The following is a 19,035-nucleotide window of genomic DNA, read 5'->3' as shown; positions in this document are numbered from 1 at the left end:
CCCCCACCCCCCCCCCCGCCCCCCCGGCCGCCCCCCCCGGGGGGGGCCCGGCCCCCGGCGGGGCCCCCCCCGGGGGGCCCGGGCTCTACCCCGGCCGGACGGCGGGGGGTAGACCCGCGCCGCCGGCCACGACGCACCCGCAGTCGCGTGCCGGCCCGCAGTTCCCCCTCACGCGCGAACGAACATCAACGCCTGGTCGAGCGCCAGCAGGAAACGGTTCACCGTCACCCGGTCCCGCACCGCGATCCGCACCCACTCCTCGTCGAGCCCGGGAAACGTGTCCCCCCGCCGCACGGCGTACCCGAGCACCCGCAGCTGCCGCCGCACGGCCGCCGCCCCCGCCATCCGGACGAGCACGAACGGCCCCTCCGCGGGCCCCGCCACCCGCACCCCCTCCGGCGCGAACTCCTCGAGACCCGCCACCAGATGCGCCCGGTCCGCGGCGCCCCGGTGGGCCGCGTGCGCAGCCTCCGCCAGCGCGCGCGGCGCCACACACACCTCGGCCGCGGCCAGCGCCGGCGTGGACACCGGCCACAACGGCTGCGCCCGCTCCAGCCCGGCGACGACCTCCGGCGCGGCCAGCACGTACCCGATCCGCAGCCCGGCCAGCCCCCAGGTCTTGGTCAGGCTCCGCAGCACGACCAGCCCCGGCACGTCGGTCCGTCCGGCCAGCGCCTCCCGCTCGCCCGGCACCGCGTCCATGAACGCCTCGTCGACCACCAGCGTCCGCCCCGGACGGGCGAGCCTGGCGATCGTCCCGGCCGGATGCAGCACCGACGTCGGGTTGGTCGGATTGCCGATCACCACCAGGTCGGCGTCCTCCGGGACGGCCGCCGGATCCAGCCGGAACCCGTCCGCCTCCCGCAGCAGCACCCGGTCCACGGTGTGCCCGGCGTCCCGCAGCGCCGCCTCCGGCTCGGTGAACTGCGGGTGCACCACCACCGGCCGGCGCACCTTCAGCGCCCGCGCCAGCAGCACGAACGCCTCCGCCGCGCCCGCCGTCAGCAGCACCCGCTCCACCGGCAGCCCGTGCCGCGCCGCGACCGCCGCCCGCGCCGTCCGCCCGTCCGGGTAGGCGGCGAGCCCGCCCAGCGACTCCGCTATCCGCTCCCGCAGCCAGACCGGGGGAGTGCCGGTCCGCACGTTGACCGCGAGGTCGACGAGGGCCGGGCCGCCGTCGCGTACCTCGACGTCGCCGTGGTGCCGCAGATCGTGCCCGCCTCCGGAGCCTCTGTCGCCTCCGGCGCTGTCGGAACCGCCGGAACCGTCCTCAGTGTGCATGCGCGTGCCCGCCATGATGATGGTGTCCGGGTCCGTGTCCGTGGTGGTCGCCGTCGTCGTCCGGGTGGAAGTGCGGCTGCTGCGGCAGCCCGACCTTGTCCTCGAAGCCGGGCAGCGCGATCCGGTACACGCACGAGTCGCAGTTCATCCGCAGATCACCTTCGACCGCCTCCCGGTACCGCTCCATCACCAGGTCCAGCAGCTCCGGCTCGGGCCCGATGACGTCCGCCGAACGCACCTCGACCTCCGGGTGCGCGGCAGCCCAGCCCTCGGTCTGCTGCCGCACCCGGTCCGGCAGGATCCCGGTGAAGAGAAAGTAGGGCAGGACGACGATCCGGCGCGCCCCCAGTTTCAGACACCGGTCGAGGCCGCTCGGCACGTCCGGCGCCGCCAGCGACACGAACGCCGTCTCCACCCCGGCGTACCCGCGGCCCTCCCACAGCAGCCGGGCCGCCTTGTGCACCTCGGCGTTGGCGTCGGGGTCCGTCGAACCCCGGCCCACCAGCAGCACGGTCACGTCGGCGCGGTCCAGCGCGGCCCGCGAGGAACCGCCCAGCGCCTCGTCCAGGCGCCGTTCCAGGACCGACAGCAGGGAGGGGTGGGGGCCCAGTGGACGGCCGTAGGTGTACGAGATCCCCGGGTGCCGCTCCTTCTCGCGGGCCAGCGCGGCCGGGATGTCGCCCTTGGCGTGCCCGGCGGAGACCAGCATCAGCGGCACCGCGGCGAACCGCCGTACGCCCTGCTCCACCAGTTCGGCCACGGCGTCGCCGAGCGGCGGCGAGGACAGCTCGATGAAGCCGCCCGCGACGGGCAGTTCGGGGTGGCGGCGCCCGAGCTCCCGCACGAAGTCGCGGAACGCCTCGGCCCCGGCTTCGTCCCGGGTGCCGTGGCCGGCGATGAGCAGGGCGGGCGGGGTGGTCACAGGGTCTCCTCGGAAGTGGGGTGGTACAGCAGGGCGTTGAGCGCGGCGGCGGCGACCGCCGAGCCGCCCTTCTCGGACACGTTGCTGACGGCGGGCAGCCCGCTCTCGCGCAACGCGGCCTTGGACTCGACGGCGCCGACGAAGCCGACGGGCAGGCCGATGACGAGCGCGGGGGAGGCATCCAGCGTCAGCAGCTCCTCCAGGGCGGTCGGCGCGTTGCCGATCACCCACAGGGCTCCGGGCCCGACCTGTTCGTGGGCGAGCCGGATCGCGTGTGCCGAACGGGTCAGGCCGGGAACGGACCTGGCGTCGCGCAGCCGGCACACCGTCTCCCGGCGGGTGATCCCGGCGGCGACCATCTCGACGTCCACGACGACCGGCGCCCCGGCGTGCAGCGCGGCGTGCGCCTTCACCAGGTCGGCCTCGTCGGTCACCAGGTCGGTCGCGTACTCCAGGTCGGCGGCGGAGTGGACGACGCGCTCCACCACCGCCCGGGTGAGCGGCGGGAGGTGCGAGGTGTCCAGACGGGCGCGCAGCCGCCGGTAGGACTCCTGCTCGATGGGATGGACGACCCGGTTCACCTGTCCGCCTCCTGGGTGCTCTCCTGCCAGCGGTAGCCGCGCGGGGTGACCATGCGCCCGGCGATGTCCCGGGTCGCCGTGTTGCCCACGGTCACGACGGTCATCATGTCGACCCACGCCGGGTCCAGCGCGGCCAGGGTGGTCAGCCGGCTCGACTCGTCGGGGCGCGAGGCGTTGCGTACGACCCCGACGGGCGTCGTCGGCTCCCGGTGTCCGGCGAGGATCGCGAGCGCCTTGGGCAGCTGCCAGTCGCGGCCCCGGGAGCGCGGGTTGTAGAAGGTCACGACGATGTCGGCCTCGGCCGCCGCGCGCACCCGGCGCTCGATGACCTCCCACGGAGTGTGCAGGTCCGACAGGCTGATCGAGACGTGGTCGTGGCCGAGCGGCGCGCCCAGGATCGCCCCGGCCGCGAGCGCCGCGGTGACGCCGGGTACGCCGATCACGTCGATGTCGTCGGCGGCCTCGGCGAGCGCGGGGGAGGCCATCGCGTAGACGCCCGCGTCCCCGCTGCCGATCAGCGCGACGGCATGCCCGGCGCGCGCCTCGGCGACCGCGGTACGCGCCCGCTCCTCCTCGGCGCCGAGCCCCGACTCCAGGATCCGGGTGCCGGGCCGCAGCAGGTCGCGGATCTGGTCGACGTACTGGTCGAGGCCGACGAGCACGGCGGCGCGCCGCAGTTCGGTCCTGGCGCGCGGGGTGAGCAGGTCCCGGGCGCCGGGTCCGAGCCCGACGACCGCGAGCCGCCCGCGCGCCGGTCGCCGCACGACGGCGCAGGTCGCCATGGCGGGCCGGCCGTCCTCCCGCCGCGACTTCCGCTTGGGGACGAGGAGTTCGCCGCCCCGCGCGAGGGCCGCCGCCTCGGCGACCGAGGGGGTGCCGACGGCCGCGAGGGGCGCGTCCGAGGGGTTGGGGACCTGCACCCCGGCCAGTTCCCCGGCGGAGTACGTCACCAGCGGCACCCCGAGCCGCGCGGCCGCCTCGACGAGTCCGGGTTCCCCGGCCTTGGCGTCGACGGTGGCGAGTTCGGCGATGCTGCGGGGCGACAGACCCGCGTCCCGCAACGCCGTCCCGACGAGGCCGAGCACCTCGTCGGCCGGGGCGCCCTTGGACGCGCCGACGCCGACGACCAGGGACGGCGGCCGCAACAGCACCTCGTTCCCGCCGGGTTCGACCGCGCGGTCGGTCAGCCGGACGGCGTAGGCGCCCTCCCGCGCCAGCGGCAGCGGCGGCAGCGGCCACGCCGACTCGGCGTGCAGCGCGACCGGTTCGCCGTCCAGCAGGGCCCGCGACACGGCCGCCACCGAGCCCTCGACGGGGAGGCCGAGGGTGTCGAGGCCGGGCAGCCCGACCGAGTCGGTCGCGGTGGTCACCACCGGCTGCGCGGCCAGCAACTCGCCGACCTCGCGCGCGAGTTCGTTGGCACCACCGGCATGACCGCCGACCAGGGACACGGCGAACCGGCCGCCCTCGTCGACGCACACGACGCCCGGGTCGGTCGCCTTCTCGCCCAGCAGCGGGGCGATCAGCCGGACCACGGCACCCGTGGCCAGGAAACACACCAGCTGCTCGCACTCCGCGAATGCGGACCGGACGGCGTCCTTGACGGGACCGTCGTACACCCGCGTGCGGTCCGGCCACGCCGCGGCCAGCCGGTCGCGTGCCGCCGCCCCCGCCGCGGTGGCGGAAATGAGGCCGATCACTGGGCAACTCCTTCTTGGGACAGGGGGGTTCGTGTTCCCCAGAGCAGGAACACCGGGTTGGTCGCCGCCAGCCGGGTCACGTCGCCCGGCAGCGGGGCGAGACGGGAGGACTGGAGCAGCACCCCGTCGCAGGAGAACCCGGCACCGGCCAGCGCCGCACGCGCCGCCGGCACCCGGTCCAGGGCGGCCATCGCGACCACCACGGTCCGCCGGGCCCGCGCGGCGCAGGCGGCGACGATGGCCGGCAGTTCGGCGCCGCCCCCGCCGACGAACACGGCGTCGGGGTCGGGGAGTCCGGCCAGGGCGTCCGGTGCCATGTCACACACCACGTCCACGTACACCCCGTGCGCCCGCGCGTTGGCCGCGATCCGCTCCACGCCGTCCGCCGCCTTCTCCACGGCGACGACGGCGGCGCCGAGCCGTGCGCACTCCACCGCCACCGACCCGGAGCCCGCGCCGACGTCCCAGACCAGGTCGCCCAGGCGGGGCCCGAGCCGGGCCAGCGCCAGCGCCCGCACCTCGAACTTGGTGATCATCGAGTCGCGGTGCGCGAACTCGTCCTCGCCGAGGGCCCACCCGGCGGGTTCCGCCCGGCCGCCCGCGACCGTCCGCACCGGGCTCAGCGCCCGGGCCTCGTCGAGGCAGATGACGACGCTCACGGCCGTACCCCAGTTGCGCGCGGCCGCCTCGGCCGGGGTGACCCGCTCCACCCGCTCCCGCTCCGGATCACCGAGCGCGCTCGCCACCACCAGCAGCCGGTCCGCGGGCACCGCGGCGCCCAGCTCGGCGGGTCCGGCGCCCGGCCCGGTCAGCACGGCGACCTTCGGATGCGCCCGGCAGGCGTGCACCGCCGTGCGCAGCTCCCTACCGTGCGCGCTGACGACCACCGCGTCGTCCCAGGGCAGCCCGAGGCGCGCGAAGGCGGTGGCCACCGAGGACACACCGGGGCGCACGTCCAGCGCCGCCGCCCCGAACCGCTCGGCCAGCGCCCGTACGATCCCGAAGAACCCGGGGTCGCCGGAGGCCAGCACGACCACCCGGTGCCCCTTGTCCCGATGCCGTTCGACGACGTCGAGGGCGGGCGCCAGCGGACCGAGCACCACCCGCTCGGCATCCTCCGGAACCGGCGCGGCCGCCAGGTGCCGCCGCCCGCCGACGACCAGCCGGGCGCCGGTCAGCACGTCGGGCGGCAGGGGCGCGCCCGTTCCGGTACCGACGACCGTGATCATGTGCTGGCCCCCCGTTCACGCAGTTCCCGCCGGGCCTCGGGGTCGGCCTTGCGGAAGCCGTGGAAGTGGCCGGGGTGGTAGAGGTGCGAGCGGGTGCCGTGGGCGGCCAGGGCGGGGCCGACCAGGAAGAGGGTGTGCTTCCAGAGCCTGTGCTCCTTGACCGTCTCCTCCAGCGTCTCGATCGTGCAGCGCACGACCAGCTCCTCCGGCCAGGTCGCCTGGTAGGCGACGACGACCGGGGTGGACGTCGGGTAGCCGCCCTCCAGCAGCTCGCGTACCAGCTGCCCGCTGCGCGCGGCGGAGAGGAAGACCGCCATCGTCGTCCCGTGCCGGGCGAACTCCCGCACCTCCTCCCCGGGCGGCATCGGCGTCTTGCCGCCGCCCAGCCGGGTGAGGACGACGGACTGCGCCACCTCGGGAATGGTCAGCTCGCGCTGGGCCAGCGCGGCCACCGCGGAGAAGGAGGAGACGCCGGGCACGATCTCGACCTCGATGCCGATCGCGGCACACCGGTCGACCTGCTCCTGGGTACCGCCCCAGAGCGCCGGGTCCCCGGAGTGGATCCGGGCGACCCGCAGTCCGTGGGCGTGGGCCCTCTCGTAGACGGCGACCACGTCTTCCAGCGACATCGTCGCGGAGTCGAGGACCTCCGCGTCCGCGCTCGCGTGCTGCAGGACCTCCGCCTGGACCAGGCTCGCGGCCCAGATCACGATGTCGGCCTCGGCGATCGCGCGGGCGGCCCGGAACGTCAGCAGATCGGCGGCGCCGGGGCCGGCGCCGACGAAGGTCACCTTGCCGGCGGGGACAGCGCCGGAGGCGGCGGCATCGGCCATGGAAATTCGGTCCTCTCTGGACAAAGGGTGTTACTGGCGGTGCTGGATGTGCGCTGGGGCGGGTCGATCGGATAGCAAGGGCACATGGCGGTCTTCGTCGCGCTCGGCGCGTTCCTGATGACGCTGGCCGGCGGCTGGACGGCACAGCGTGTGACCGACCGTCGTCACCTGGTCCTCGGACTGGCCGGCGGTCTGATGCTCGGGGTGGTCGGCCTCGACCTGCTGCCGGAGGCGCTGCGCGCCGCCGGCCGCCAGGTCTTCGGGGTACCGGCCGCCCTGCTCCTGTTCGTGGCCGGCTTCCTGCTGGCCCATCTGGTCGAACGCACCCTGGCCCTGCGGCAGGCCGCGCACGGCGGCGACGAGCACCCGCACCGGGCGCCCGAGGTGGGCCTGACGGCGGCCGGCGCGATGGTCGGCCACAGCGCGATGGACGGCGTGGCGATCGGCGCGGCCTTCCAGGTGGGCGGCGGTATGGGCACGGCGGTGGCGCTCGCGGTCATCGCGCACGACTTCGCGGACGGCTTCAACACCTTCACGATCACGAGCCTGTACGGCAACGCGCGCCGCCGGGCGATAGCAATGCTGGTCGCCGACGCCTGCGCACCGGTCCTCGGCGCCCTCTCGACGATCTTCGTCACCATCCCGGAGGCCCTGCTCGGCGGCTATCTCGGCCTCTTCGGCGGCGTCCTGCTCTACCTGGCCGCCGCCGAGATCCTCCCCGAGGCGCACCACGAGCACCCGGCCCGCTCGACGCTGCTGTTCACGGTCGCCGGCGCGGCCTTCATCTGGCTGGTGGTGGGCATCTCCAGCTGACGCCCGACCGTTCACAGCTTCCCGCCTCTGCCACCGTCCCGCCGCGGCGGCGCGATGAGCGTGGAGAGGTACGGCAGCGGGGAGCCGTCGAGCTCGGCGGCGGGCCGCACGGACTCCGCCGCGAGCCCCAGCGCCGACCCCCACACGGCGTCGTCCAGCCGTCCGGTCTCCCGCAACGCCTCCACGACCGCCCCGGCCTGCCGCCCGAACTTGTACGCCACGACCGTCCCCGCCCCGCTCAGTGCCTCCTTGAGCACCTCCGCGCCCGCCGTCACCGGCACCAGCGTCAGCGGCTCGGTCCCCTCGGCGAGCACGGCCCCCGACCGGGCGGCGAGATCCTGCATGGCGGTGATCCCGGGCACGGTCTCCACCGCCGCCTCCGGCACCAGCTCGGCGATGGTCTGCGCGAGGTAGGTGAAGGTGGAGTACACGTTCGGGTCCCCGATGGTGGCGAAGGCGACCGTCCCGTGCTCCCGCAGCAGCGCGGCCACCCTGGCCCCCGCCGCGTCCCAGGCGGCCTCCCGCCGCCCCCGGTCACTGCGCTCGTTCAGCGCGAAGACGACCCGGACGACCTTCTCCGCGCCGACGTAGTGCAGCACGGTGGCCTCGGCCCGCCCCCGCTCGCCGCTGTCCATGACGGGCACCACGACGACATCGGCCGCGCGCAGGGCGTTGACCCCCTTCACGGTCACCAGCTCCGGGTCACCGGGCCCCACCCCGACTCCGATCAACCTGCTGCTCATGACGTCCGGCACCTCTCCACGAACCTTCGGGCCACACCGGGCTCGGACGCCCAGTGCGTGTGCAGATAGCTCGCGTGCACACCCCGCTGTACGAAACCTTCGACCCGCGGCCGGGGCGCACGCACCCCCCACGCGGGAGCCGCCCCCGCCCCCGGCTCCACCACGGTCCGGTGGAACTCGTGCCCGCGCATCCGCGTCCCGGCGGCGGCCAGCACACTGTCACTCACGGCCACGGCATCCCGGTAGCCGAGAGTCAGCCGCTCGGTCATCCGCGCCCGGACGTCCAGCACCCCGCACATGGGCAGCCCGTCCAGCTCCCGGCCCAGGTACAGCAGCCCGGCACACTCGGCGGCGACCGGAGCACCCTGTTCCGCGAGGGCGGCGACGTCCTTCCGCAGCAGCTCGTTGGCCGCCAGCTCACCGCCGTACACCTCGGGAAACCCGCCCCCGATCACCAGCCCACGCGTCCCGTCCGGCAGCCGCTCGTCGCGAAGCGGATCGAACACGACGACCTCGGCCCCGGCGGCGGCGAGCAACTCGGCGTGCTCGGCATAGGAGAAGGTGAACGCAGCCCCACCGGCGACCGCGACGCGCACCCCCTCCGGCCCGTCCGGCCTTGGAGGACGAGGCGCTTCGGGCCGGAGCGGGGGTCCGGGAGCGGCAGCCCCCGAAGACGGCGGGGCCGACGGGGCAGCAGCCCCTGGTGACGGGACGGACAGGGGCGGCGGGGGCGAAGACACCAGCGCCTCGGCCGCGTCCCACGCCGCCCCGGGCAACACCCCGGCCCCCCGCGCCAGCCCCAGCAACCCCTCCAGATCGCACCCGTCGGAGACCTGCGCGGCCATCAGGGCAACAGCCTCGACCGCGGCCGACCGCCGTTCGGCGACGGGAACCAACCCGAGGTGCCGCGAGGGCACCGCCACCTGCGGAGCCCGCCGCAGCACCCCGAACACCGGCACCCCCGCCGCATCCAGCGCCTCCCGCAGCAGCTCCTCGTGCCGGTCCGACCCCACCTTGTTCAGGATCACGCCCCCGACCCGCACCTCCGGATCCCACGACGCGAACCCGTGCACCAGCGCCGCCACCGACCGCGACTGCGCCGACGCGTCCACCACCAGCACCACCGGCGCCCGCAGCAGTTTCGCGACATGAGCGGTGGACGCCAGCTCCCCTTCCCCCGCGGCCCCGTCGTACAGCCCCATCACACCCTCGACGACCGCCAGGTCACAGCCCCGCGCACCGTGCGCGAACAGCGGGCCGACCAGCTCGGGGCCGCACAGGTACGCGTCGAGGTTCCGTCCCACCCGCCCGGTCGCGAGCGCGTGGTACCCCGGGTCGATGTAGTCGGGCCCCACCTTGTGCGGGGACACGGCGAGCCCGCGGGCGGTGAACGCGGCCATCAGCCCGGTGGCGACGGTGGTCTTGCCGCTGCCGGACGACGGCGCGGCGACGACCAGCCGGGGCACGGACGAGGACATCACCACTCGATGCCCCTCTGCCCCTTCTGCCCCGCGTCCATCGGGTGCTTGACCTTGGACATGTCGGTGACGAGATCGGCGAGACCCACCAGCTTCTCCGGCGCGTTCCGCCCGGTGATCACGACATGCTGGGTCCCGGGCCGGTTCCGCAGCACGTCGACGACCTCGTCGGTGTCGACCCACCCCCAGTGCATCGGGTACGCGAACTCGTCCAGCACGTACAGCCGGTACGTCTCGGCGGCCAGGTCCCGCTTGACCTGCTCCCAGCCCTCCCGGGCCTTCTCCTCGTTGTCCATCTGGGCGTCGCGCTGCACCCAGGACCAGCCCTCGCCCATCTTGTGCCAGTCGACGGTCCCGCCCTCGCCGGAGGCGCCCAGCACCCGCAGCGCGTTCTCCTCGCCGACCTTCCACTTCGCCGACTTGACGAACTGGAACACCCCGATGGGCCATCCCTGGTTCCAGGCCCGCAGCGCGAGCCCGAACGCGGCGGTCGACTTGCCCTTCCCGATCCCGGTGTGCACGACCACCAGCGGCCGGTTACGGCGCTGCCGGGTCGTCAGGCCGTCGTCGGGCACGACACTCGGCTGTCCCTGCGGCATTACGCGGCCCTCCTCGAACGACCCTGAACGTCCTTCACCAGCCCGGCGATCGCGTCCGCCCGCAGCTCGTCGAGCGTCACCGCGGTACCGCCCAGCTCGGCCGCCAGCTGCCCGGCGAGCCCCAGTCGCACCGGCCCGGACTCGCAGTCCACGACCACCGAGGCGACCCCGTCGGCCGCGAACAGCCGCGCCGCCCGTCCGGCGAGGGCGACCGGCTCCGTCCCACCCGTCGCCCGGCCGGCACCCCGGCCGGAGGCGCTTCGCGCCGCCCCCGCACCCGTGGCGCGCCCGTCCGTCACCATGACCAGCAGCGCCCGCCGCGCCGGATCCCGCAGCCGCTCCACCCGCAGTACGTCGTGCGCCCTGAGCAGCCCGGCGGCAAGCGGCGTGCGCCCGCCGGTCGGCAGCGACTCCAGCCGGGCCGCGGCCGCGTCCACCGACGAGGTCGGCGGCAGCGCCACCTCGGCCGCGGCACCCCGGAAGGTCACCAGGCCCACCTTGTCCCGCCGCTGGTAGGCGTCGAGCAGCAGCGACAGCACGGCACCCTTCACCGCGCTCATCCGCTGCCGGGCGGCCATCGACCCGGACGCGTCGACCACGAACAGCACGAGGTTCCCCTCGCGGCCCTCGCGGGCCGCCTGCCGCAGGTCGTCCCGCCGGATCACCAGCCCCGGTCCGGACCGCCCGCGCGCCCGCTGGTGCGGGGCGGCCGCCTGCACGGTCGCCGCCAGATGCAGTTTGGTCAGGGCACCCCGCGGCCGCCGCGCACCCGTCGTACGGCCGTGCTCGGTCCGCGCCCGGGAGCGCCGCCCGGCGGCACCCTCGCCGATCCCCGGCACGCTCAGCATCTTGGCGCGAAAGGGCTCGGCGGCCCGCACCGGGGCCTGCTCGCCCGAAGCGCCGCCGGAGGTCTGCGGTTCGCCGTCCGCTCCGGCCTCGGGCCGGGCGGCCGTGTCGCCGCCCCGCGGGCCGCCGTCGTCGGGCGCCGGCTGCCCGCCACCCCCACCGGGACCGTCCGGATCCGGATCGTCGTCGCTCTCGCTCTCGTCCTCGCCGGAGAACTCCTCCAGCGTCCGGTCCAGCTTGTCCTCGTCGAGTCCCGGCGCGTCGAAGGGGTTGCGGCGCCGGCGGTGCGGCAGTGCGAGCAGCGCCGCCTGGCGCACGTCCTCCGCCAGCACCTCGGTCCGCCCGGCCCACGCGGCCAGCGCGGTCGCCGTCCGGGCCATCACGATGTCGGCCCGCATCCCGTCGACCTCGAAGGCCGCGCAGGTCGCCGCGATCTGCCGCAGTGCCCCGTCGCCCAGCCGCACCGACGGCAGCAACTCCCGTGCCGCCACGATCCGCTGCCGGAGGGCCGCCTCCTCGCCGGCCCAGCGCGCCGCGAACCCCGCCGGGTCGTCGTCGTACGCGAGCCGCCGCCGTACCACCTCCACCCGCAGGTCGGGTTCGCGGGAGGCGGCCACCTCGACGGTGAGGCCGAACCGGTCGAGCAACTGGGGCCGCAGCTCGCCCTCTTCGGGGTTCATCGTGCCGACGAGCAGGAAGCGCGCCGCGTGCCGGACCGACACACCCTCGCGCTCCACGTACGACGCGCCCATCGCGGCCGCGTCGAGCAGCAGGTCGACCAGGTGATCGTGGAGGAGGTTGACCTCGTCGACGTAGAGGATGCCCCGGTGCGCGTCGGCCAGCAGGCCCGGCTCGAAGGCCTTCACGCCCTCCGCCAGGGCGCGTTCTATGTCGAGGGCGCCGACCAGCCGGTCCTCGGAGGCGCCGACCGGCAGTTCGACCATCCGCGCCGGGCGGGACTCGAAGGCCCCGGGCGGGTTGTGCGGACCGTCCGGGCAGGCCGGGTCCGGCGCGGCCGGGTCGCAGGAGAAACGGCAGCCGGCGACGACGTCCACGGCCGGCAGCAGCGCCGACAGGGCACGTACGGCGGTGCTCTTCGCCGTGCCCTTCTCGCCGCGCACCAGCATGCCGCCGACCGCCGGCGAGACGGCGTTCAGCAGCAGCGCGAGCCGCAGGTCGTCCTGGCCGACGACGGCCGTGAACGGAAACGGGGTACTCACTGGTCGTCGCCCTCCGAGTTGCCTTCCAGGTCGCCTTCGAGCTCCAGGTAGGTGGCCCGCAGCCGCTCCAGGGTGTCCGCGTCCGGCTCGGCCCACAGGCCCCGGTCGGCGGCCTCCAGGAGCCGTTCGGTGATGCCGCGCAGCGCCCAGGGGTTGGACTTCTTCATGAAGTCCTGGTTCTCCGGGTCGAAGACGTACTCCGCGCTGAGCTTCTCGTACATCCAGTCGTCGACCACGCCCGCCGTGGCGTCGTAGCCGAAGAGGTAGTCGACGGTCGCCGCCATCTCGAAGGCGCCCTTGTAGCCGTGCCGGCGCATGGCCGCCATCCAGCGGGGGTTGACCACCCGGGCCCGGAAGACACGGTGCGTCTCCTCGCCGAGCGTCCGGGTCCGCACCTGGTCCGGGGTGGCCGAATCACCCACGTACGCCTCGGGGTTGGCGCCGGTCAGATGGCGCACCATGGCGACCATGCCGCCGTGGTACTGGAAGTAGTCGTCGGCGTCCACGAGATCGTGCTCGCGGGTGTCCACGTTCTTCGCGGCGACCGCGATCCGCCTGAACGCGGTCTCCATGTCCCCGCGCGCCGCCCGCCCGTCCAGCCCGCGCCCGTAGGCGTAGCCGCCCCACACCGCGTACACCTCGGCGAGGTCGGCGTCGGAGCGCCAGTTGCGGGCGTCGATCAGCGGAAGGAGCCCGGCGCCGTAGGCCCCCGGCTTGGAGCCGAAGACGCGGGCGGTGGCGCGCCGCCGGTCGCCGTGCTCGGCGGTGTCCTCGTCGGCGTGCGCCCGCACGTAGTTGGACCCGGCGGGCTCGTCCAGCTCGGCGACCGTGCGCACCGCGTCGTCGATCAGCCCGACCACGTGCGGGAACGCGTCCCGGAAGAAGCCGGAGATGCGGACCGTGACGTCGATGCGCGGCCGGCCCAGCTCCGCCAGGGGGATCACCTCGAAGCCGGTGACGCGCCGCGACGCGTCGTCCCAGACCGGACGGCAGCCCAGCAGTGCCAGGATCTCGGCGATGTCGTCGCCCTGGGTGCGCATCGCGGAGGTGCCCCACACCGTCAGGCCGACGGACTTCGGGTAGGCGCCGGTGTCGCTCAGGTACCGCTGCACGAGCGAGTCGGCCAGCGCCTGGCCGACCTCCCAACTCAGCCGGGACGGGATGGCCTTGGGGTCGACCGAGTAGAAGTTCCGGCCGGTGGGCAGGACGTTGACCAGCCCGCGGGTGGGAGAGCCGGACGGGCCGGCCGGGACGTAGCCGCCGGCCAGGGCCTTCAGGATGTGCCCGATCTCGTCCGTGGTGCGCGCGAGCCGCGGCACCACCTCGGTGCACGCGAACTCCAGCACGGCCACGGCATCCGGGAGTTCGGCGCCGCCGAGGACCTCCCGCAGCAGTGCGCGGCTCTCGGCGGCCGCCCAGTCCCGCTGCTCCATGCCCTCCGCGACCCGGCGGCACAGCTGCTCCAGCAGGTCGACCGCGTCGGCCGCGGTACGCGCCGGGCCCTCGACCAGGTCCGTCAGCTCCACCGGCACCTTCAGCGGGGCGCCGGGCTCGGCCAGCAACTCCTTCTCCAGCAGCCCGAAGTGGGACGCGAACGCGGCCCGGAGCCCCGGCAGCGCGTTCGCCTGCCCGCCCCACACCTGGGAGGCGCGCAACACCGCCAGCACCAGGTTCACCCGCGGCTCGCCGACCGGACCGCCGCCGAGGATGTGCAGGCCGTCGCGGATCTGCACGTCCTTGATCTCGCACAGGTAGCCGTCGATGTGCATGACGAACGAGTCGAAGTCGTCGTCCCCGGGCTGCTCGTCCACGTGCAGGTCGTGGTGGAGCTCGGCCGCCTTGACCAGCGTCCAGATCTGGGCGCGGACGGCCGGCGCCTTCGTCGGGTCCAGGTCCGACACCAGCGCGTACTCGTCGAGCAGCTGCTCCAGCTTGGCCAGGTCGCCGTAGGTGTCGGCACGGGCCATCGGCGGCACCAGGTGGTCGACGACGGTGGCGTGCCCGCGCCGCTTGGCCTGGGTGCCCTCGCCGGGGTCGTTGACGATGAACGGGTAGACCAGCGGCAGGTCGCCGAGGACCGCGTCAGGGGCGCAGCCGGCGCTCAGGCCGAGGCCCTTGCCGGGCAGCCACTCCATCGTGCCGTGCTTGCCCATGTGCACGATCGCGTCGGCGCCGAAGGAGTTGTCGAGCCAGCGGTAGGCCGCCATGTAGTGGTGCGAGGGCGGCATGTCCGGGTCGTGGTAGATCGCGATCGGGTTCTCCCCGAAGCCGCGCGGCGGCTGGATCATCACGACGACGTTCCCGAACTGCAGGGAGGCCAGCACGACGTCGTCGCCGTCGACGTACAGCGAGCCCGGCGGCTCGCCCCACGCTTCGGTCATCGCGTCCCTGAGCGCCGGGTCGAGCCTCTCGAACCACGCCCGGTAGTCCGCGAGCGGCACCCGCGCGGGCGCGGCGGCCAGCTGCTCCTCGGTGAGCCATTCGACGTCGTGGCCACCGGCGTCGATGAGCCGGTGGATCAGCTCGTCGCCGTCGTCCGGATGCCCCTCGACCCCGTATCCGGCGTCCCGCAGCGCATCCAGCACGCGGACCGCCGAGGCGGGGGTGTCGAGCCCCACCGCGTTGCCGACCCGGGAGTGCTTGGTCGGGTACGCCGTGAAGACCAGCGCGATCTTCTTCTCCGCGTTCGGCTTGTGCCGGAGCCGGGCGTGCCGTACGGCGATTCCGGCGACGCGTCCGGCCCGCTCGGGATCGGCGACATACACCGGGACCTCGTCGGGGCCCTGCTCCTTGAAGGAGAACGGGACCGTGATCAGGCGTCCGTCGAACTCCGGGATCGCGACCTGCATCGCCGCGTCCATGGGGGACAGGGCCGCGTCGGACTCGTCCCAGGCACTCTTCGACGAGGTCAGGCAGAGGCCCTGCAGCACCGGCACGTCGAGGTCGGCGAGCGCCCCGATGTCCCAGGCCTCCTCGTCGCCGCCGGCCGAGGCCCGGGAGGCGTGCGTACCGCCGGCCGCCAGGACGGTCGCCACCAGTGCGTCGGCCTCGGCGAGGAGCTCGTACAGCCCGGCGTCCGCGCCGCGCAGCGAACCGCAGTACACCGGGAGCGCGTTGGCGCCGTCTGCCTCGACGGCGTCGCACAGGGTGTCCACGAAGCCGGTGTTGCCGCTCAGTTCGTGGGCCCGGTAGAAGAGCACCCCGACGGTCGGCCGGCCGCTCTGCCGGGCACGGGTGCCGTGGACGCCGTACTCGGGCATCTTCTGCGGCTCGGCGAACCCCTCGCCGGTCAGCAACACCGTGTCGGAGAGGAACCGGGCCAGCTCGGTGAGGTTGGCGGGGCCGCCCTCGACGAGGTACCTGAGCGCCTCGGCGACCACGCCCGCCGGCACCGACGACTCGGCCATCAGCTCCGCGTCCGGCACCGCCTCGCCGCCGAGCAGCACGGTCGGGATCCCGGCGGCCTTCAGCGCGGCGAGCCCGTCCTCCCAGGCGCGCTTGCCGCCGAGCAGCCGTACGACGGCGATGTCCGCGCCCGCGAGGAGCGCGGGCAGCTCCTCCGTGACGTCGACGCGCGTCGGATTGCCGATCCGGTAGTCGGCACCGGAGGCGGCCCGGGCCGCCAGCAGATCGGTGTCGGCGGTCGACAACAACAACACAGTGCTCATGCGGGCGCTCCCGGTGGAATGAAAGGCAGTCCTTGCGGCGCGCCCGACTCGATGAGCCGCCAGAGCGCGTCGGTGTCCGCGTGCTGTTCGATCAGGTCGCCGAGCCGGTCGAGCTGCTCCTCGCGCAGCGCGGCGAACGAGGTGCCGGGGGCCGGCACGAACCGGCGGCCCGCGGCGGCCGCCACCTCGCGCAGGAAGGCCCGCCGGAAACCGTCCGACTCCAGCGAGCCGTGCCAGTGCGTGCCCCAGGTCTGCCCGACCCGGCAGCCGTCCAGGAAGGGCTCCCCGCCGGTCACCTCACCGACCCCGTGGTGAATCTCGTACCCCTCGACCCGCTCGCCGATGGCCTCTCCGACGGGCCTGGTGAGCGTCTTCTCCCGGGCGAACCGGACACGCACGGGCAGGACCCCGAGCCCGTCGACGGCCCCCCTGCGGCTCTCGACGTCGTCCTCGATGTGCTCACCGAGGATCTGGAAGCCCCCGCAGATGCCGAGCACGGGCCGCTGTTCGGCGGCCCGGCGCCGCAGCGCGTCCGCGAGCCCCCGTGCGTGCAGCCACTCCAGGGCGCGGACCGTCCCCCGGGTGCCGGGGACGATGACGAGATCGGCGTCGGCCAGCTCCTCCGGCCGGTCCACGAACCGCACCACGACGCCGGGTTCGGCGGCCAGCGCGTCCACGTCCGTGAAGTTGGACATCAGCGGGATCGCACAGACGGCGACCCGCAGCACGTCGTCGCCCACGGGCGGGGCGACGTTCGACTCGCGCACGGTTCCCCGCAGGGAGACCCGCAGCCCGTCCTCCTCGTCGATGCCGAGCCCGTGGCGGAAGGGGAGGACGCCGTAGGTGTGCCGTCCGGTGAGCGTGTGGAGCATGTCCAGGCCCGGCTCCAGGAGGGAGACGTCCCCGCGGAACTTGTTGACGAGGAACCCGGCGACGAGGGCCTGGTCCTCCGGCGACAGCAGGGCGACGGTCCCGAAGAAGGAGGCGAAGACGCCCCCGCGGTCGATGTCGCCGACCACGAGCACGGGCAGCCCGGCATTGCGGGCTATCCCCATGTTCACGATGTCGGTCCGGCGCAGGTTGATCTCCGCCGGACTGCCCGCCCCCTCACAGATCACCGCGTCATACGTGCCCCGCAACTCGGCGAGACAGTCGAGCACGGTCCCGAGCAGCTTCTGCTGCCGCCCGCCGTGGTACCCGCGCGCGCTCAACTCGCCGACGGGCCTGCCGAGCAGCACCACCTGACTGCTCTGCTCACCGCCGGGCTTGAGCAGTACCGGGTTCATGAGCGCGGTCGGCTCCACCCGGCAGGCCTGCGCCTGCATGGCCTGCGCCCGCCCGATCTCGGCACCCTCGCGGGTGACGAAGGAGTTGAGGGACATGTTCTGCGCCTTGAACGGCGCCACCTTCACGCCCTGCCGCACCAGCCACCGGCAGATCCCGGCGGTCACGACACTCTTTCCGGCGTCGGAGGTGGTACCGGCGACGAGGAGGCCTCCGTTGTTCATGACAGGCCTCCGGCCGGTGACTTCGGCGCCGGGCGCCGTGAGGGCGCCCGCCGCAGCAGCGCGCCCGCCGCACTCACCCCCAGCGCCAGCCATCCCACCCGCCGCGACAACCGCACGGCCCGCTCGATGTCGGCGACCTGCACAGCCCGTCCCTCCCCGTTCAGCACCGGCCGGTGCTCGACCCGCCCCGCGTACGACAGCGTCCCCCCGAGCCGTACCCCCAACGCCCCCGCGAACGACGCCTCCACGGGCCCCGCGTTGGGACTCGGATGCTTGCCCGCGTCGGCACGCCAGGCCCGTACGGCCCCCCGCCGGTCGTTCCCGGCGACCGCGGCGAGGACGGCGGTGAGCCGTGCCCCCGGCCACCCGGCCACGTCGTCCAGCCGTGCCGAGGCCCACCCGTAGCGCCGGTACCGGGGTGACTTGTGCCCCACCATGGCGTCCAGGGTGTTGACGGCCCGGAACCCCAGCAGCCCGGGAACGCCCCCCACGGCTCCCCACACCAGCGCGCCCACGACCGCGTCGCTCGTGTTCTCGGCGACGGACTCCACGACCGCGCGGGCGATCCCGTCGGCGTCCAGGGCCTGCGGATCCCGTCCGCACAGATGCGGCAGCCTGGCACGGGCCGCCTCGACGTCACCGGTCCGCAGGGCCCGCCCGATGGCCCGGGCCTCACGGGAGAGCGAAGTGCTCCCGACCACGGCCCAGGTGGCAGCGGCCGTGAGCGCGGCGGACGCGGCGGCGGACGGCCGTACGACCCGTTGCGCCGCGGCACCCAGCGCAACGGCGCCCCCGGCGCAGACGGCGGTGTGCAGCGCGCCCCACCCGCGGTGGTCCCGCCACAGCACCCGCTCCACGGCCCCGGCCGCCCGTCCGAACACGGCGACCGGATGCCCCCGGCGCGGATCGCCGAGCAGCAGATCACCGAGAAGGCCGGCGGCGGCGCCGTACGCGAAGACGCGGTCGGCACCCATCGGCTCAGCCGGCCGCGGGGTCGGGGACGGGCCGGGTACTCAACCTCGAACGGCAGCCGCGCATGGCGTTATGTCCTCACTCAGGGTGTCCACGCCCTGGTTCGACGAGACCGGCGGTGGGAGTTCCTGGCTTCCGGGGATTGCTACCCCGGTGACAGTGGCGGGACCGCGCCGGATTCACACCGGCTTCCTCCCTTGCCGCCGTACATGGCTCCGGAAGTCCACCACGGCCCCGGAAGACCCGTCAACTTGCCTTTGACCTGCGAGGGGAGTGTGTGGGAAGGCCCACACCGGGTGTCCGGCGGGGCCTGTGGGGTATGCGGAAGGCTCCTCCCCGGCGGACGGATCCCGGTGGGCGGATCCGGACGGACGGAGAGGAGCCTTCTCGGCGCGAGGCGGGGACTTCCCGGCTCAGGCCTTCGCCACGATCAGGTGGATGCCGTACGCCACCGCGGCCGCGCAGGCGGCGAAGCAGAGCCAGGCGGCCGTCATGGCCAGGGCCGCCGACCCGCCCTGGGCGGTGGCGCGTTCGCGGGCGGAGAGGCCCCTGACGCCGAGGGTGAAGAGGGCCACCAGCCCCACGGTGGCCACCAGGCTGACGCCGAAGACGGAGCCGATGGCTGCCCAGTCGATGTTCATG

The 19,035-nt window shown here is 74.7% G+C and carries 15 protein-coding genes and 1 riboswitch; of the genes, 1 reads left to right on the top strand and 14 read right to left on the bottom strand.

The window, feature by feature from the left end; genetic code table 11:
• Positions 1–168 precede the first annotated feature (168 nt).
• Genes cobC through cobM form a run of 6 tightly spaced genes read right to left on the bottom strand, consistent with a single transcriptional unit; the run spans position 169 to position 6,546 of the window.
• Positions 169–1,281 (bottom strand): Rv2231c family pyridoxal phosphate-dependent protein CobC, encoded by a 1,113-nt coding sequence (cobC, locus tag AB0472_RS36225; protein ID WP_366363023.1) that lies wholly within the window; start codon positions 1,279–1,281, stop codon positions 169–171.
• Complete coding sequence (locus tag AB0472_RS36220; RefSeq protein ID WP_366363021.1) at positions 1,271–2,203, bottom strand: sirohydrochlorin chelatase; 933 nt, start codon at positions 2,201–2,203, stop codon at positions 1,271–1,273. Before AB0472_RS36220 ends, cobC begins: the two co-directional genes overlap by 11 nt.
• Positions 2,200–2,784: a precorrin-8X methylmutase gene (locus AB0472_RS36215; protein ID WP_366363019.1), complete on the bottom strand. Its 585-nt coding sequence runs from the start codon at positions 2,782–2,784 to the stop codon at positions 2,200–2,202. Before AB0472_RS36215 ends, AB0472_RS36220 begins: the two co-directional genes overlap by 4 nt.
• Complete coding sequence (cobJ, locus tag AB0472_RS36210) at positions 2,781–4,484, bottom strand: precorrin-3B C(17)-methyltransferase (protein WP_366363017.1); 1,704 nt, start codon at positions 4,482–4,484, stop codon at positions 2,781–2,783. Before cobJ ends, AB0472_RS36215 begins: the two co-directional genes overlap by 4 nt.
• Complete coding sequence (cbiE, locus tag AB0472_RS36205) at positions 4,481–5,713, bottom strand: precorrin-6y C5,15-methyltransferase (decarboxylating) subunit CbiE (RefSeq protein ID WP_366363015.1); 1,233 nt, start codon at positions 5,711–5,713, stop codon at positions 4,481–4,483. The genes cobJ and cbiE overlap by 4 nt, the downstream gene beginning before the upstream one ends.
• On the bottom strand, positions 5,710–6,546 hold the full coding sequence (gene cobM, locus AB0472_RS36200) for a precorrin-4 C(11)-methyltransferase (RefSeq protein WP_366363013.1): 837 nt from the start codon (positions 6,544–6,546) through the stop codon (positions 5,710–5,712). Before cobM ends, cbiE begins: the two co-directional genes overlap by 4 nt.
• Before the next feature lie 84 nt (positions 6,547–6,630).
• Here cobM and AB0472_RS36195 point away from each other — a divergent pair, with 84 nt between their 5' ends.
• Entirely contained in the window at positions 6,631–7,359 is a 729-nt protein-coding gene (locus tag AB0472_RS36195; RefSeq protein ID WP_366363011.1) for a ZIP family metal transporter, read from the top strand.
• Positions 7,360–7,370: 11 nt separating this feature from the next.
• Here AB0472_RS36195 and cobI read toward each other — a convergent pair whose 3' ends face one another.
• From cobI to AB0472_RS36155, 8 genes are all read right to left on the bottom strand, one after another.
• Entirely contained in the window at positions 7,371–8,102 is a 732-nt protein-coding gene (gene cobI, locus AB0472_RS36190; RefSeq protein ID WP_366363009.1) for a precorrin-2 C(20)-methyltransferase, read from the bottom strand.
• The gene (locus AB0472_RS36185) at positions 8,099–9,580 is read right to left on the bottom strand and encodes a cobyrinate a,c-diamide synthase (protein ID WP_366363007.1); all 1,482 of its coding nucleotides are present in this window, start codon (positions 9,578–9,580) and stop codon (positions 8,099–8,101) included. The genes cobI and AB0472_RS36185 overlap by 4 nt, the downstream gene beginning before the upstream one ends.
• Positions 9,580–10,179, bottom strand: coding sequence for a cob(I)yrinic acid a,c-diamide adenosyltransferase (cobO, locus tag AB0472_RS36180; protein WP_366363005.1), 600 nt, complete (start codon positions 10,177–10,179; stop codon positions 9,580–9,582). The genes AB0472_RS36185 and cobO overlap by 1 nt, the downstream gene beginning before the upstream one ends.
• Positions 10,179–12,245: a putative cobaltochelatase gene (locus AB0472_RS36175; protein WP_366363003.1), complete on the bottom strand. Its 2,067-nt coding sequence runs from the start codon at positions 12,243–12,245 to the stop codon at positions 10,179–10,181. The genes cobO and AB0472_RS36175 overlap by 1 nt, the downstream gene beginning before the upstream one ends.
• Positions 12,242–15,913, bottom strand: coding sequence for a cobaltochelatase subunit CobN (gene cobN / locus AB0472_RS36170; RefSeq protein WP_366363001.1), 3,672 nt, complete (start codon positions 15,911–15,913; stop codon positions 12,242–12,244). Before cobN ends, AB0472_RS36175 begins: the two co-directional genes overlap by 4 nt.
• Positions 15,910–17,421 carry a cobyric acid synthase gene (locus AB0472_RS36165; RefSeq protein ID WP_366362999.1) on the bottom strand — a complete coding sequence of 504 codons (1,512 nt, stop codon included), beginning with the start codon at positions 17,419–17,421 and terminating at the stop codon, positions 15,910–15,912. The genes cobN and AB0472_RS36165 overlap by 4 nt, the downstream gene beginning before the upstream one ends.
• Positions 17,418–18,395, bottom strand: a complete 978-nt coding sequence (locus tag AB0472_RS36160) for a cobalamin biosynthesis protein (RefSeq protein ID WP_366362997.1) — start codon at positions 18,393–18,395, stop codon at positions 17,418–17,420. Before AB0472_RS36160 ends, AB0472_RS36165 begins: the two co-directional genes overlap by 4 nt.
• A gap of 100 nt (positions 18,396–18,495) precedes the next feature.
• Positions 18,496–18,636, bottom strand: a riboswitch (cobalamin riboswitch).
• 170 nt (positions 18,637–18,806) lie between these two features.
• Positions 18,807–19,034: a hypothetical protein gene (locus AB0472_RS36155; protein WP_366362995.1), complete on the bottom strand. Its 228-nt coding sequence runs from the start codon at positions 19,032–19,034 to the stop codon at positions 18,807–18,809.
• Position 19,035 lies beyond the last annotated feature (1 nt).

The organism is Streptomyces sp. NPDC086777, from assembly GCF_040702065.1.
In the GTDB taxonomy this organism is placed as follows: Bacteria; Actinomycetota; Actinomycetes; order Streptomycetales; family Streptomycetaceae; genus Streptomyces.
This window is presented reverse-complemented; position numbering and strand designations above follow the sequence as displayed.

Bases quoted from the DNA above. Each gene is read 5' to 3' on its own strand.
- AB0472_RS36195 (WP_366363011.1), top strand. From the start codon at position 6,631: ATGGCGGTCTTCGTCGCGCTCGGCGCGTTCCTGATGACGCTGGCCGGC.
- AB0472_RS36185 (WP_366363007.1), bottom strand. From the start codon at position 9,580: ATGTCCTCGTCCGTGCCCCGGCTGGTCGTCGCCGCGCCGTCGTCCGGC.
- cobM (WP_366363013.1), bottom strand. From the start codon at position 6,546: ATGGCCGATGCCGCCGCCTCCGGCGCTGTCCCCGCCGGCAAGGTGACC.
- AB0472_RS36165 (WP_366362999.1), bottom strand. From the start codon at position 17,421: ATGAACAACGGAGGCCTCCTCGTCGCCGGTACCACCTCCGACGCCGGA.
- cbiE (WP_366363015.1), bottom strand. From the start codon at position 5,713: ATGATCACGGTCGTCGGTACCGGAACGGGCGCGCCCCTGCCGCCCGAC.
- cobC (WP_366363023.1), bottom strand. From the start codon at position 1,281: ATGCACACTGAGGACGGTTCCGGCGGTTCCGACAGCGCCGGAGGCGAC.
- AB0472_RS36160 (WP_366362997.1), bottom strand. From the start codon at position 18,395: ATGGGTGCCGACCGCGTCTTCGCGTACGGCGCCGCCGCCGGCCTTCTC.
- AB0472_RS36155 (WP_366362995.1), bottom strand. From the start codon at position 19,034: ATGAACATCGACTGGGCAGCCATCGGCTCCGTCTTCGGCGTCAGCCTG.
- cobI (WP_366363009.1), bottom strand. From the start codon at position 8,102: ATGAGCAGCAGGTTGATCGGAGTCGGGGTGGGGCCCGGTGACCCGGAG.
- cobO (WP_366363005.1), bottom strand. From the start codon at position 10,179: ATGCCGCAGGGACAGCCGAGTGTCGTGCCCGACGACGGCCTGACGACC.
- cobN (WP_366363001.1), bottom strand. From the start codon at position 15,913: ATGAGCACTGTGTTGTTGTTGTCGACCGCCGACACCGATCTGCTGGCG.